General features: G+C 50.0%; 14 protein-coding genes, 1 tRNA gene and 2 pseudogenes. 13 read left to right on the top strand and 4 right to left on the bottom strand.

The annotated features are described in order from the left end of the window. Positions 1-101: 101 nt before the first annotated feature. A complete protein-coding gene (locus ABLV17_RS00170; protein WP_015706185.1) occupies positions 102-386 on the bottom strand; it encodes a YfcZ/YiiS family protein in 285 nt (94 codons plus the stop codon). 371 nt (positions 387-757) lie between these two features. Between ABLV17_RS00170 and fadL the strand changes: the two genes are divergently transcribed. Next, positions 758-2,080, top strand: a complete 1,323-nt coding sequence (fadL, locus tag ABLV17_RS00165; RefSeq protein ID WP_045376989.1) for a long-chain fatty acid transporter FadL — start codon at positions 758-760, stop codon at positions 2,078-2,080. A 65-nt stretch (positions 2,081-2,145) separates the two neighbouring features. On the opposite strand, the gene mlaA is transcribed toward fadL, so the two are convergent. Continuing rightward, positions 2,146-2,907, bottom strand: a complete 762-nt coding sequence (mlaA, locus tag ABLV17_RS00160; RefSeq protein WP_045376992.1) for a phospholipid-binding lipoprotein MlaA — start codon at positions 2,905-2,907, stop codon at positions 2,146-2,148. A 247-nt stretch (positions 2,908-3,154) separates the two neighbouring features. Here mlaA and ABLV17_RS00155 point away from each other — a divergent pair, with 247 nt between their 5' ends. From ABLV17_RS00155 to ABLV17_RS00130, 6 genes and pseudogenes are all read left to right on the top strand, one after another. Then, on the top strand, positions 3,155-4,066 hold the full coding sequence (locus tag ABLV17_RS00155; protein ID WP_087860086.1) for a formate/nitrite transporter family protein: 912 nt from the start codon (positions 3,155-3,157) through the stop codon (positions 4,064-4,066). A gap of 74 nt (positions 4,067-4,140) precedes the next feature. Then, positions 4,141-4,212: transfer RNA gene (locus tag ABLV17_RS00150), tRNA-Arg, on the top strand. A 72-nt stretch (positions 4,213-4,284) separates the two neighbouring features. Continuing rightward, complete coding sequence (locus ABLV17_RS00145; protein WP_308958810.1) at positions 4,285-4,614, top strand: Arm DNA-binding domain-containing protein; 330 nt, start codon at positions 4,285-4,287, stop codon at positions 4,612-4,614. Between the two features lie 364 nt (positions 4,615-4,978). After that, a complete protein-coding gene (locus tag ABLV17_RS00140; protein ID WP_308958809.1) occupies positions 4,979-5,365 on the top strand; it encodes a hypothetical protein in 387 nt (128 codons plus the stop codon). Positions 5,366-5,398: 33 nt separating this feature from the next. Further along, positions 5,399-5,495: pseudogene (locus ABLV17_RS00135) on the top strand (recombinase family protein); the annotation flags it as partial. Between the two features lie 592 nt (positions 5,496-6,087). Further along, complete coding sequence (locus tag ABLV17_RS00130) at positions 6,088-6,849, top strand: DUF2971 domain-containing protein (RefSeq protein ID WP_308958808.1); 762 nt, start codon at positions 6,088-6,090, stop codon at positions 6,847-6,849. 356 nt (positions 6,850-7,205) lie between these two features. Here the strand turns inward: ABLV17_RS00130 and ABLV17_RS00125 are convergent. Continuing rightward, positions 7,206-7,526: pseudogene (locus ABLV17_RS00125) on the bottom strand (DUF4123 domain-containing protein); the annotation flags it as partial. Positions 7,527-7,836: 310 nt separating this feature from the next. Between ABLV17_RS00125 and ABLV17_RS00120 the strand changes: the two are divergent. The 6 genes from ABLV17_RS00120 to ypdK all read left to right on the top strand — a co-directional run bounded on the left by ABLV17_RS00120 (position 7,837) and on the right by ypdK (position 12,792). Beyond that, positions 7,837-8,328: a WbuC family cupin fold metalloprotein gene (locus ABLV17_RS00120; protein WP_308958807.1), complete on the top strand. Its 492-nt coding sequence runs from the start codon at positions 7,837-7,839 to the stop codon at positions 8,326-8,328. 347 nt (positions 8,329-8,675) lie between these two features. Next, positions 8,676-9,539: a hypothetical protein gene (locus ABLV17_RS00115; protein WP_308958806.1), complete on the top strand. Its 864-nt coding sequence runs from the start codon at positions 8,676-8,678 to the stop codon at positions 9,537-9,539. Positions 9,540-9,745: 206 nt separating this feature from the next. Further along, positions 9,746-10,549 (top strand): MipA/OmpV family protein, encoded by an 804-nt coding sequence (locus ABLV17_RS00110; RefSeq protein WP_308958805.1) that lies wholly within the window; start codon positions 9,746-9,748, stop codon positions 10,547-10,549. 157 nt (positions 10,550-10,706) lie between these two features. After that, complete coding sequence (locus ABLV17_RS00105; RefSeq protein WP_308958804.1) at positions 10,707-11,162, top strand: nucleoside deaminase; 456 nt, start codon at positions 10,707-10,709, stop codon at positions 11,160-11,162. After that, the gene (locus ABLV17_RS00100; protein WP_308958803.1) at positions 11,162-12,355 is read left to right on the top strand and encodes a cyanate transporter; all 1,194 of its coding nucleotides are present in this window, start codon (positions 11,162-11,164) and stop codon (positions 12,353-12,355) included. Before ABLV17_RS00105 ends, ABLV17_RS00100 begins: the two co-directional genes overlap by 1 nt. Positions 12,356-12,720: 365 nt before the next feature. Next, entirely contained in the window at positions 12,721-12,792 is a 72-nt protein-coding gene (ypdK, locus tag ABLV17_RS00095; RefSeq protein ID WP_077777854.1) for a membrane protein YpdK, read from the top strand. Positions 12,793-12,836: 44 nt separating this feature from the next. Here the strand turns inward: ypdK and alaC are convergent, their stop codons facing one another. Next, complete coding sequence (gene alaC / locus ABLV17_RS00090; RefSeq protein WP_087860080.1) at positions 12,837-14,075, bottom strand: alanine transaminase; 1,239 nt, start codon at positions 14,073-14,075, stop codon at positions 12,837-12,839. Between the last annotated feature and the right edge of the window lie 105 nt (positions 14,076-14,180).

The raw sequence follows: 14,180 nt of genomic DNA, 5'->3' as shown, positions 1-14,180 counted from the left end.
AATTTTTTACATTAAGCCAATCGGGGAAGAGAAAAAGTGGGAGCCAAAACACATTGAATAGAAAAGATAACGCCTCTGGAAAGAGGCGTTACGAGAGAGGATTAACGTAAACCCAGCTGGAAGATCAGCGATTCCGCTTCGCAGCTAAAAACAAAATCGATATTCAGCTGCACGCCGCCGTCAACGTCGGTGAACGTCGAGTTAATTTTGCACGGTTCAGACTCCACATTGCGGGCTTTTTCGCTCAGCGCGGCGAGCGTCGCTTCCGCTTCAGCGCGGTTAGCAAACACGCGGCTGTAGGAGGCGGTGCAGTCGGTGTTGTCCACAATGGTGCCAACATCCATACAGCAGCAAACCGGGGTTTCATCAGCGCTACATTTACTCATCGTAGATTTCCTCTGTATATGCACCTTCGGTGCCAGACAAATGATGCGCGTATTTTACGCCCGCCCTCGGTCGCCCTCCAGTTGTTAATGGCAGGAAAACGTTTAAGTGACAGAAATCACACTTAAAAATGATCCAAAACAAAAATGCCCCAAATTGGATATGACGCACCGGGGCAATTTTGCCAGCTGGATCGCGTTTCTGTTATCACAATTGAAAAATCTTATAAACAAACTTGCAACAACTCATCTGGTCAGACCTATACTCAGGCCACTGGTCTGATTTCTCTGTCGTAAAGCAGACCCTACACTTCGCGCTTCTGTTACGGCATGTAACATAGTTTAAATAAAAATAACTCAATGAGGTTATGGGCATGAGCCAGAAAACCCGCTTTACCCAATCTGCCCTTGCAGTGGCTGTAGCACTTGTTTCAACCCAAGCCTGGTCCGCAGGATTCCAGTTAAATGAATTCTCTGCATCCGGCCTTGGTCGTGCCTATTCCGGTGAAGGGGCAATCGCTGACGATGCGGGCAACGCCAGCCGTAACCCCGCGTTAATCATGATGTTTGACCGCCCGATGATGTCGGCAGGCGCCGTCTTCGTCGACCCGGACGTTAATGTTTCTGGTACCTCGCCGACCGGTAAAAGTCTGAATGCAGACAATATTGCCCCAACGGCATGGGTACCAAACTTCCACTTTGTTTCGCCAATTAACGATCAGTTTGGTTGGGGCGCATCTATTACCTCTAACTATGGTCTCGCGACTGAATTCGCTGATGACTATGCTGCCGGCAGTATGGGTGGTAAAACCGATCTCACCACCGTTAACCTCAATTTAAGCGGCGCCTATCGCCTGAACAGCAACTGGAGCTTTGGTTTAGGGTTTGATGCGGTGTATGCGAAAGCGAAAATCGAACGCTACGCCGGTGATTTAGGACAGATCGTTGCCGGTTCCGGCAAGCTGCCGCCAGCGCTGGCTGGCCGGGTCTCGCAGATCCCTGCCGACACTCAGATTGCGCATTTGAACGGCAACGAATGGGGCTTCGGCTGGAACGCCGGTATCCTGTATGAGCTGGACAAAAACAACCGCTACGGTTTCACCTACCGCTCTGAAGTTAAAATCGACTTTGACGGCAACTATAAGAGCGATCTGCCGTCCGCGTATAACCAGATCCTCGGCAACTTCGGTCTACCGGCCGGTACCGATGGCCGTACCACTAACGGCGCGCTGACTCTCAATCTGCCAGAAATGTGGGAGCTGTCGGGTTATAACCGCGTCGCGCCGCAGTGGGCGGTTCACTATAGCCTGACCTACACCAGCTGGAGCCAGTTCCAGGAGCTGAAGGCCACCGGCAGCAATGGCCAGACGCTGTTCTATAAAGATGAAGGCTTTAAAGATGCTTATCGCATCGCGCTGGGTACCACCTATTATTATGACGATAACTGGACCTTCCGTACCGGTATCGCCTTCGATGATAGCCCGATCCCGGCTGGCACCCGCTCCATCTCTATCCCGGATCAGGATCGCCTGTGGCTGAGCGCCGGTACCACCTACGCGTTCAATAAAGATGCTTCAGTGGATGTTGGTGTCTCTTACATGCACGGTCAGCACGTAGAAATTAAAGAAGGTCCTTACACCTTCCGTTCTGAAGGTACCGCCTGGCTGTACGGCGCGAACTTCAACTACCGCTTCTGATAAGCAAACGATATAAAAAAGGGTGAACATCATGTTCACCCTTTTTCTTTTCTGACCCGCGTGGATTACTGCGAATCGATATCTTTCAGCTCATCCTGAATCGCCTGCGCGTTCGGGTTATCTGCCGGCGTCAGCTTACCGCCGTTGGCGATAAAGTCGTGCCGCTGGAAATAGGCTTCTCGCATCAGGATGTACGGATCGGAAGACTGGCGCAGCAGGCCGTCGGAATCCAGCAGCTGAGCGCGGGTTTCAATCCCTTCTACCGCCCATTTACCGATGGACATCGGCCAGGTCAGCCAGGAGAGTACCGGATACAGACCATCGGCCATGTCACCGCCCTCATCACGCAGGGTAAAACTGCCGTAGAACGGTAACTGTACGTACGGGCCGTAGCCCACGCCGTAGTGGCCCAGCGTGCTACCGAAACGATGCGGTTCAACGCGCTGCAGCTGCGGGTTCGCCATACCGGCCACGTCGATCAAGCCGCCCATCCCAAGAATGGTGTTAAGGAAGAAGCGAGTGAAATGCACCATGCCTTTATAGGGATCGCCCTGCAGGAAGGAGTTGACCATTACCGCCGGTTCTTCAAGGTTGCTGGTGAAGTTGCTTAAACCATTACGCGCCGGTTGCGGCACATAATCACGCCAGGCGACGGCAACGGGGCGCAGTACATAAGGATCAACGACATTAAAGTTGAAGTTGAACATGGTACGGTTAAACCCTTCAAGCGGATCTGAACGCCCCTGCGACCGATCGTCAGTGCTGGAACTGGCGCATCCCACCAGCAATGTGGCGCCAAGCGCAAGCGCCGACAGGCGATAATTCATAGGTTTCTCCCTGTTAATTCTGGCTATCGCTGGAGGCATCCGGGACGGCGCCCCCATTAGCATTTTATCGTTGGGTAGCTGCTTTCAGCATAGCCTTCTTTGGCATCAATGTAGCTTCCCGATTCTATACATATTTTGCAATATTCGTATTGCTATTCTTGCCATTGCGCTGAATTTAGGAGCATATCCTGTGCCGCCGCGCTGATTTCTCTCTACGCTTAGTAACAAATACAAAGGGAGAGCAGCCATGACCCGACAAAATACCGCCACCGGCACACATGATAGCGATGAACGAGAAGTTGAAAGCGAAGAGAAGCAACATGGCGAGAAAATAGAAGTGGATGAAGAGCGTCTGCCTTCACAGGCAATGGCTACACATGAGGTGATTCGCCAGGAGGGTGAAAAGGAGCTCGAGCGCGATGCTATGGCGCTACTGTGGTCAGCGATTGCCGCCGGCTTATCGATAAGCGCCTCGCTGGTCGCCAAAGGAATTTTTCACGTTCACCTCAGCGCCCTGCCCGGTGGTTATCTGCTGGAGAATTTGGGATACACCTTTGGCTTTATTATCGTCATTCTCGCCCGCCAGCAGCTGTTTACGGAGAATACCGTCACCGCCGTACTGCCGATTATGCATAAACCCAGCGCCGGTAATATTGCGCTATTGCTGCGCCTGTGGGGCGTGGTGTTATTAGGTAATTTACTGGGTGGGGCTATCGCCGCCTGGGCGTTTAATATCATGCCGATTTTCGATGACGCCACTCGTGAGGCGTTTCACAGCATCAGCCAGAAAGTAATGGAAAACACGCCAACCGAAATGTTTGCCAACGCGATTATTTCCGGCTGGCTGGTGGCGACAATGGTCTGGATGTTCCCGGCAGCCGGCTCGGCGAAAGTCATCGTCATCATCCTGATGACCTGGCTGATTGCGCTGGCGGATACCACGCATATCGTCGTCGGCAGTGTGGAAATTTTCTATCTGATTTTCAGCGGCGCCCTGCCCTGGCAGGAGTTCTTCTGGCCGTTCGCGCTGCCGACGCTCGCCGGCAACATTTGCGGCGGCACCTTTATCTTCGCCCTGCTAAGCCACGCCCAGATTCGCAACGACATGACCCAGGAACAGAAAGCCAAAGCGAAGGCCGAAGCAGATAAAAAGGGCTAAACGGCTGCAAATTAAGCAATTAATCGCAATGCGCTTAACGGGCGGCGGAAAAAACGCTATAATCCCGCCGCCTTGTCCCCTTAGTTAAATGGATATAACGAGCCCCTCCTAAGGGCTAGTTGCAGGTTCGATTCCTGCAGGGGACAATCCGAACGTGAATAACCCCTTCTTCATAACTCCATCAAAACCGCACCAGACAAGGCTTAGAGCCTAATTGCATGTCTAACAATTTCCAGCGAATCGCACCTCAAGCTACAATCACAGATATCTCTTTTTGTTACTCTCACTCTGTTAGAACTTCGGGAGAGATATTCCGTGGCACTACTACGCTTCAGATTAAAAATGCAGCCCCCAAAGAAACGGATTACACCCTAACAGACACCTCCGGCCCGTTCATGATTGTAATACCCAACGGCTCTAAGCTATGGCGTTTCCATTATCGGCGCGAAGGTAAACTACGCCGCTTATCTTTGGGCACATACCCAGAAACATCACTGGCGCAAGCGCGGGTACAGCGCGTTAAAATGAATTACTTTCCCATAGAGTGATTTTTCTTTGTCTCTTTGTCTCCCCCTGAAATGGCTGGAATTCAAAAGATCTGGCTAGATATTAATATGCGGAGACAAATCGCACCATGAGCTGAAGAAGCCTCATCGTGTAGTCCCCCCTTTTTTCCGTTACAGCTACCAAAGAGAAAGCTTTCCTTGCAGCTAAAATTTGCATAGTACTGGGAGGAGGGGGAACCAAAGCTTTATTTTCAGATGAGTTATACAGAACAATAAATTGCAGTTACTCACAGTAAACTTCTGATACAGAAAAACCGATTTACTATTTAAACCAAAGCATCTTACAGCCAAAAGAGTTAGCAGGAATTGCGCATGATAAATCTAACGACTTTGACTGTGAGGGATTATGAAAAGACTAGTATTTGCAGTGCTGACTCTTACCTGCTTTGGTGCATCAGCAAAATACAAGCCATTAGATGGCAAAGAGAGCATGACCCACGATTACAATTGCATGGGTGTGAGTACAGGGAGATCTGCGGTTATGACTGTGCAGGAATTCCCCGGAGGAGCTAACCAAATTCTCATTGCAGAAAATACGCAAAAGCCAATGGCAGTAACGCTTTCAGCCATAGATGACCAAACAAGAGCATCCCGGCAATATGAGTTTAAATCATCTAATGGTAGCGCAGAAATATTGCAGGTTTCAGACCTTACAGAGATCGCAACAACAACAATGCTTCATACCGTTGGCCTTGAGGCGTTCACATCCTTGGTATGCCATGAAGACAAATAACAGCATAGAGATTGCTGCAATGTGGCATTCAACGCTATTCGTAAAGGAACTGACCTAAGCACACCAGTCGGGAAAATGATGCTTCTTATGATGGCTGGGTTTGCAGAGATGGAAAAAAAACCTTATCGCATAACGCCGCACTGCCGGAATAGCAAGAGCTAAGGCCGAAGGTACACACATGGGGCGAGCTAATTGCCTCTATGTGGGCTGACGGTATGAGTTACCCCGAGATAGTGACAGCTTTAAGCGCAAAGGGCATCAAAGCAGGAAAGACGACCGTATACAGATTCAAAAAGTAGCCCTTTTCCGTAACCGCCAAGGAATTAAAATTGAGCCACACTCACCAAGTATCTACAGCACTGCAAGCACTTTCAGCCGTATCTAAGCCCAAAGCAATGCAGACAAGTTTTGGCAGTGCGCAAGAGCCTCTACCCGAAGCTTGTGGAATCGCCCCAAAACAAAAAGGCAGTACGAGGTAATAAGATCAATAATTGATGGGTTTGCCTTCAAGACCCATGGCTAGAGCATTCCTCATGGAGGCCTTTTTGCATTGCTAATTAAGGCATTACTAACCTCGGATAGGCTAATCAATCAGGAGCTTGTCAAATCAACAACAATCTCTTTGCCAGGAGGGTGGATGACGAGGTGGAGTACTTTACAATGTCTCATACTGGCGGCTTATTCAGCAACAATCTCAAATAAATCAGTATGGATACATTAAGATGAAATCTCTCATGCCAAGAAGTAGGATCCTTTTCAAATATCGTAGATTTGATAAAAGCTGCTTAGAGCTACTCCTGAACCGAGAGCTCTGGTTCGCTTCTCCATCAACTTTAAACGACCCATTTGAAGCACAATCCTCATTCGATGAAGTTCTACATGCGGTATGGGCTCGTTATCCCTTGCCGCAAAAAGAGCGTGAGCTTTACGAAGACTACCTCCAAAAAAAACTTAGCTCAGCGGGTATTTGTTCGTTCAGCATGGCTCGAAAAAATCAGTTAATGTGGGCTCATTATGCTGATGAACATAAGGGTGTATGCATAGGATTCAAAGAACAAAAAATCAGGCCTGAAGGCTCACATATTTTCCCTATAGATGTTACTTACCAAGATAACTATCCATTTGACGACATTATTGAGCGCTTCAAGCACTTTGAGCATTATCCTGGTATGAACGACTTAAATAGCATAACTGGCGATATTCTTTACTCTGTCCTCGGAACTAAGTACACAAGTTGGAAATATGAACGAGAGCGGCGATTGGTTTTTTTTAAGTCATGTGCTAAAAAATTTGAAACGGAAGCAGTTAACTCCATTGCTTTTGGGCTCAGAACCAGTGAAAGGGATAAACAGACATTGCGAGCTTTGTTAGCTGGAGCAGAATGGGAGCATGTAAAATGGTTTCAGTCAGTTAAGTCTACTACTAAGTACTCACTTGAATTCGAGCGTATAAAGTCATCACCCCTTCACTCAAGACAGCTTTGAGGGAAAACGAAAAGCATATCCCTCAAAGTATCCCTTTGTACGTGGTACAAAATATATAAATTAAAATCAATTAATTATCATCAAACATGGTTCCTGCAGGGGACACTTATCAGTAGTTCGTCATAATCCGCAGTAGTTCGCAACATCCCTCTCATACCAGGCATTTCAGAAAACAGTTGTTCGCGATAGTTCGTCATAGTACGTGGGCAGCCGCACTCCTCAGAGGATAAAAAAACAGGCAAATAAATTTACCCACCGGATTTTTACCCATGCTCACCGTTATGCAGATAGAAGCTGCTAAGCCGAGAGATAAGCCTTATCGCATGCTCGAAAGTAACGGTCCATAACCATTCGGCTAGCGTGGAGAAAGTCCACTGCGACCCTATTGCCAGTAATGGCGTTCTGGTTTGCGTTTTATACGCCAGTTCGATAAACCACTGCCGCTGTAGCGGGGCATTGAGTACGATACGAATCAGTAGCGGCGCTATTTCGGGCAGGAATTCCTCCGGCAGACCAAGGTAAAGGGACTGCCATTGCAGAGGGGGAGAAAACTCCTCAAGTGCCGGGATAATGGAATAATCGAGACCGCTCTGGTCAATAATAAAATCAAGATACTCCGTTTCTATTTCGGCACAAAGCGGCTCAAGCTTGCTTACCCAGTAGCTTATACATTGCATACTCAATTATGGTTCCCTCTGTAAGAAACGCTCAGGTATGTTGCTATTTTTTTATGCTACACACCTTCGCCAACAATAAAATAATAATGATTGAGATGAGATAAAATTAAGCAACGCCACTAAAAAAATAAAAAATCACTTCAATATATTCATCAATATGAAATTGATGAATTACCCTATGCTAATGGCGCTGAATGTGCATAATCAGGCAACCGGGAGAGGAATCTGCGCTGTTTCGCGCAAAACTCCCGATACCTGAGTCGTGCCAACGGGCGTAAGCCTTTGTTATCAGTTTTAGCAGGCGGTATACATGAAACAAATCACCATCAGTGATATGCAGCAGCAGAGCGCAGCAGCAGCCGCGGCTCCCCGTCTACGGGCGCATCGGAATTTTCATCCAGAATTAAGCGATCCGGTACAGCGTCTGGCCATTGCCATGGAGCCGGGAACCTACATTCGCCCACACTGTCATCCTCATACTTTTGAGCTGCTGCTGCCGTTAAGCGGCCGTTTTGTGGTGCTGAACTTCGATGAACAAGGGACCGTGACCCACCGCGTGGTATTAGGCGAAGAGTGCACGGCGCTGGAAATGGCGGCCGGCACCTGGCATGCGGTATTGTCGCTCGATCGCGGCGGTATCATCTTTGAAGTCAAACACGGAGGCTATCAGCCGGTAGACGAACAAGATTCCGCGCCATGGGCGCCAGCCGAAGGCGCGCCGGGTACCGAGGAATTAATGGCGTGGTATGCCACGGCGCAGGTAGGGGATGGCGGTTTTACTCTCCAGAAGAGCGCCCGCTAATTTGTGCCAGCGATGATTATTATAAAAAGGCGCTGCAGCGTCTTTTTTTTATCGATACAATCATTAACATCTAACGCATTCAGTTTTAGAGTAATTTATTATGATTTACATTGTCTTTATCGTTAATTAAGCATTACTCTATTTGTTATTTATAAAATAGTCATTATAATCATCCGCAGAGGGTATTTTAACCACCACCCTCCGTCGTATAAATGTTCCAAATCGTGAACATACATTCCCCTGATGAATAGTTTCTGATGAAAAGGATTGTGTAGCAAAATAACAACGCTCGCGTTATGTTAATCAGAAACGCAGACCATTAAAAACATTTATATTAAATTAATGCCATGAATAAGATAGAAAGAAACATTTGGAAGTTGAACAATCTCCCACCGCTGGAGTATTGCTCTATCGCTCGTGCGCAAAAACTCCTGCAGTGCGAACTGGAAGATTTACTTCACTGGCACGATATCGGTGCTATCAGCCTGTGCCTGAAACTGAAAAAGAATCGCGGCACGCTCAATAGCGCCCTGACCCGGAATCAGGGGGTTGGCGACTCGTCATACGGCTACGGCGGTTTTGATGATATTACCAAAGCTAATAAGCCCTGGTCTCAGCACTCTAAAATAAACAATATCATCACCCTGAATGAAAATGTGTCGGTCATTGATGCCGATCACGACAGCGCCATTGCCAAAATTAAGCTCAACGTTTCCGTTTCTGGTTTATGGCACACTCACTCAAGAAATTTAATGGATGTGCTGGAGAGTCCGGATAACATTCAGCAAGAAGAAACGCTTAGCATTATCTCCCCGGCTAAAAACGTCATCTACTGCAATTTCATTCCTGATAATGATGATAAGCCAACGATTGAGCTCAGCAAGCTGTACATTACCAGCAAAGAAATTGAAAAAATTTACGAGCACACTATCAGCAGTCGTCCGCTTGAGTATTCTGAAGCTGCGATGAATTCATATAATGAAAAAACCATTAACGAGCCATCAACGCCGCCACAGAATAAACTGCTGCTCGAATTCATTAATTATATCATTCAATCGAATCCCGCCTTTAACCGCGACCTGCTTAACGCGACAGAAAGCAGTAAACAGCTCGCCTTTAAATCCATTATGGAAAAATTAAAAAAAGAAGGCATCGTCACCAACGAAAATCATTCGATGGCTTCACTCTCTGAACTGATTCTTAATTCATAACATTCATTTTTTGTGCGGATTATTTACGCGAATAATCCGCCATTATGGATAGTGTCGATACTGGCACACTTTGCTTTCCCCCCAAAAGCAAAACAGAAAAAGTACGATAAAAAACAAAAAATCTCCCCCTACCGCATTCGCTATCGTCTATTGTTTATCATGCTCGATTCACATCGACTTCATCATCCCGTGCCAACTATGAGCCCATGCTGAAACTATCCCGATATCCCATAGCCATTCTCGGTTCGCTTGCTTTGTATTGTGGTGCCACCCGCGCTGAGGTCGACCTCGGCTCGATCGACATTTTTTCCGCCGATAACCCGAATAGCCCGGTACCCAAAGGATGGGTTCTCGGCGCCGCCGCGATTAGCGGTACCGCGCGCTACCAAAAGCAGGACAATGAAACCCACTTTATTCCCGGAGGATTGTATTTTGGCGACCAGTTAATGTATCTGGGCGATCGCGCCCGCTACTATTTTCACCTTGATGACAATATCGCGCTTTATGGCTACGGGCGCTGGCGTTTCGGTAATTTAGATCCCAGCGACGATGCGGCATTCAAGGGAATGGACGAGCGTAAAGGCGAGCTGGAGGGCGGTATTGGCGCTACCTGGATCACGCCATACGCGCTGATAAGCGCGCGCATCAGTTCCGATATTAGCGGTCGCAGCAACGGCCAGGAGCTGCTGTTATGGGCCGATTTCCCGATCGTTAAAGACAATCTGCTGGTGATGCCCGGTATGGGGCTGATGGTGCGTAGTCATAACATGGCGAACTACTATTTTGGCGGCGTCTCTGCGGGCGAGGCAACGCCCGAGCGCCCGCAGTGGGATACCGGCACGACGGTATCGCCAATGGTCGCCATCATAACCAGCTACCGCTTTAGCCCGCATTGGGTCGGTATGGTGGCGGCAAACTACGAACGCTATGATGACGATATCGCCGATAGTCCCATTGTCCAGCACAGAGGCGAGCTGTATGGCATCCTCGGCGTCGGATATACCTGGTAGAACACCCGGGTATTTCTCAATCCATAAGTTAATCTGATTAACTCAATTATAAATAAGTCTTTTAGCTTATGGCATCAGCTCGCTACCCTGTAGCAGAATTCAATCTCCAGCCTGCCGCCGATTGAGTTCTTCTACCCGACCTCTACAGGAGCCGCTCATGTCTACTCATGCTAACCATCTTCAGCGCGCCATTACGCTTGCTGCCAAAAATGTTGAAAACGGTGGCCGCCCATTCGGCTCCGTCGTTGTGCGCCACGGTGAAGTCATTGCCGAAGCGGTGAATACCTTGCACCAGAGCGGCGATCCTACCGCGCACGCTGAACTCAATGCCATCCGCGACGTTTCCTTACGTCTGGGCAATCAGGTATTGCGCGAATGCGTGGTTTACGCCAGCGGACAACCCTGCCCGATGTGTCTGAGCGCGATGTATTTAACCGGCGTGCGCGAAGTCTATTTTGCCAACAGCAATGAGGATGGCGAGCGCTTCAATCTCTCTACCGCCGCTATCTATCAGCAATTGCAGCAGCCGTTAGACAACCAATCACTCCCCATACACCATTGCCCGCAACCCGAAGGGTTGGCCCTGTATCAGCGCTGGGCGAGTAAAGCGTAATGAGCCAGACGCAACGCAATATGCTGACGTTATTTGTGCTGGTGCTGATCGGCATTAATATGCGCCCGCTACTGACCTCGATAGGTCCATTTCTGCCGCAACTGCAGCGAGCAACCGGCATGAGCTTTACCCTGGTTTCACTGTTGACCGCGCTTCCGGTCGTCGCGATGGGCGTGCTGGCGCTCGCTGGTGGATGGATTAATCGCCACGTTAGTGAAAACCGCAGTATCGCGTTAAGTCTGCTGGCGATAGGCATTGGCGCAATCCTGCGCGAGCTGGCGCCGCAAAGCGGCCTGCTGCTTAGCAGCGCGCTGCTCGGCGGGATTGGCATCGGCGTGATTCAGGCGATTATACCCAGCGTCATTAAACGTCTTTTTCATCGCCGCACGCCGCAGGTGATGGGATTGTGGTCGGCGGCGCTGATGGGCGGCGGCGGCCTTGGCGCCGCGATCACTCCCTGGCTTGCGCAGCATAGCGCGCTCTGGCACCACGCGCTGGCGTGGTGGGCGCTACCGGCTCTGGCCGCAGTCATTGGCTGGTTGCCGCTCTGCAAAATGCTGCCCGCCGCGCCGGTTGCCGCATCGGCGCAAACCGCGCCGTCGGTCTTTCGTCACCACCGGGCCTGGACTCTTAGCCTTTATTTCGGGCTGATCAATGGCGGCTACGCCAGCCTGATTGCCTGGTTACCACCCTATTATATGCAGCTTGGCCACAGCGCTCAGTTTAGCGGCACGCTTCTGGCGTTGATGACCGTCGGCCAGACCGCCGGCGCGCTGGTACTACCGATGCTCGCTCGCCATGAAGATCGCCGTAAGCTGCTGATGCTGGCGCTTGCGCTACAACTGTTCGGGTTCTGCGGTTTCATCTGGTGGCCACAACAATTGCCGCTGTTGTGGGCCGTGAGCTGCGGCGTAGGACTGGGCGGCGCCTTCCCGCTGTGTCTGGTGCTGGCGCTGGACCATTCGCCGCAGCCTGCCGTCGCCGGTAGACTGGTGGCGTTTATGCAGGGCATCGGTTTTATTATCGCCGGGTTATCGCCGTGGCTTTCAGGGCTGCTACGCAGCCTGAGCGGAAACTACCAGCTAGACTGGGAATTCCATGCCATCTGCGTTTTCCTCTTAATGGCGCTTACCTTGCGTTTTGTTCCCGCACGTTATCCGCATCAATGGCGCGCGCCGACGGCCGCCCGCTAACCTCATCGTTTAGGGTGCAGAAAGTGATTTCTGCACCTCTTCGCTAATAGAAAAAATCCCAAAATCAAATAACTACAGAATGTCAGGGTATTACTAAAAATCTTCGTCGCCGTAATTGAATTTATTACCGAATGAAATTAATGTGTCGCCTATTCACGACAGTCGTAAGTAACTAAAAATTAATAAAAAAATGGATCTTGTTTCCACCATTTTTTAAGCGTACATTAGCGCCATCTGGAGCAGTTGACGCACAGAATTTCGGGCTGCCGCAGTCGCCAGAATAGTCTGGTTTTATCTGCGACAATCCTGCAAGGGTTAAAGTTAAATTCATTTAGGCGTTTCGCCAAAATGCGGAGTGACATGTCGTGAAATACTTTTTGATGGGAATTTCTTTTATGGTCATCGTTTGGGCCGGTACCTTCGCCCTGATGATTTAACCTGGTATGCAGTAAAGAGATGGGAGCCAGACGGCTCCCATTTTTTATTCGTGATGTTCAGCTACCGTTTTACTGGCTGCCGGTAGCAGTCCATCGGCGCGGAACATGGATTTGATGCCGCGAATAGCCTGCCGGATACGATCGCGATTTTCGATCAATGCGAAACGCACATGAGTATCGCCATAGTCGCCAAAGCCGATTCCCGGCGAGACGCACACTTTGGCCTCCTGCAGTAGCTTTTTGGCGAACTCCAGCGAGCCCATCGCCGCATATTGCTGCGGAATTTTGGCCCACACGTACATTGACGCTTTCGGGCATTCAACCATCCAGCCGGCTTCATGCAGCCCTTTCACCAGCACATCACGGCGACGTTTATATTGTTCCGCAATATCACGCACGCACTGCTGATCGCCTTCCAGCGCGGCAATCGCCGCCACCTGCAACGGCGTGAAGGTACCGTAGTCATGGTAACTTTTGATGCGGGCCAGTGCGTTAACCAGCGTTTTATTCCCCACCATAAAGCCGATACGCCAGCCAGCCATGTTGTAGCTTTTTGACAGGGTGAAGAATTCGACCGCCACATCGCGCGCCCCGGGCACCTGCATAATCGACGGCGCTTTCCAGCCATCGTAGACGATATCGGCGTAGGCCAGATCGTGCACCACCAGCACGTCATAGCGTTTCGCCAGCGCCACCACCTTCTCGAAGAAATCGAGCTCGACGCACTGCGCGGTTGGGTTAGACGGGAAGCCCAGAATCATCATTTTTGGCTTCGGATAACTCTCGCGGATCGCGCGTTCCAGTTCATTGAAGAAATCCACGCCTTCCACTAGCGGGACGGAACGGACCTGCGCCCCGGCGATAACCGCGCCGTAAATATGAATCGGATAGCTGGGGTTTGGCACCAGCACCGTATCACCGTGATCGAGCGTCGCCAGCATCAAATGCGCCAGCCCCTCTTTCGAACCAATCGTCACGATGGCTTCTGATTCCGGATCGATATCCACGTCATAGCGCTCCTGGTACCAGCGCGAAATCGCGCGGCGCAGACGAGGAATACCGCGAGAAGTAGAGTAACCGTGGGTATCCGGGCGCTGGGCGACGGTACACAGTTTTTCAACAATATGCGGCGGCGTGGCACCATCCGGGTTGCCCATACTGAAATCGATAATATCTTCGCCGCGCCGACGCGCAGCCATTTTCAGTTCGGCAGTGATGTTAAAAACATACGGAGGGAGACGATCGATACGCGTAAAACGGCGTTCAGGACTGAATTCAGCCATAGATTCCTCAGATTAACGTTAGCGCCCGGACCGTCCGAGCGACGCGGCCACCGATGTGGCTCGCTTAGAAAATAACCTGAAAAAAAACACGCTGTCGAGAGGGTT

Source organism: Klebsiella sp. CN_Kp091 (genome assembly GCF_040065095.1).
Taxonomy (GTDB): Bacteria; Pseudomonadota; Gammaproteobacteria; order Enterobacterales; family Enterobacteriaceae; genus Klebsiella; species Klebsiella aerogenes.
The sequence above is the reverse complement of the archived record's forward strand: the minus strand, read 5'-3'. Positions and strand labels throughout refer to the sequence as shown.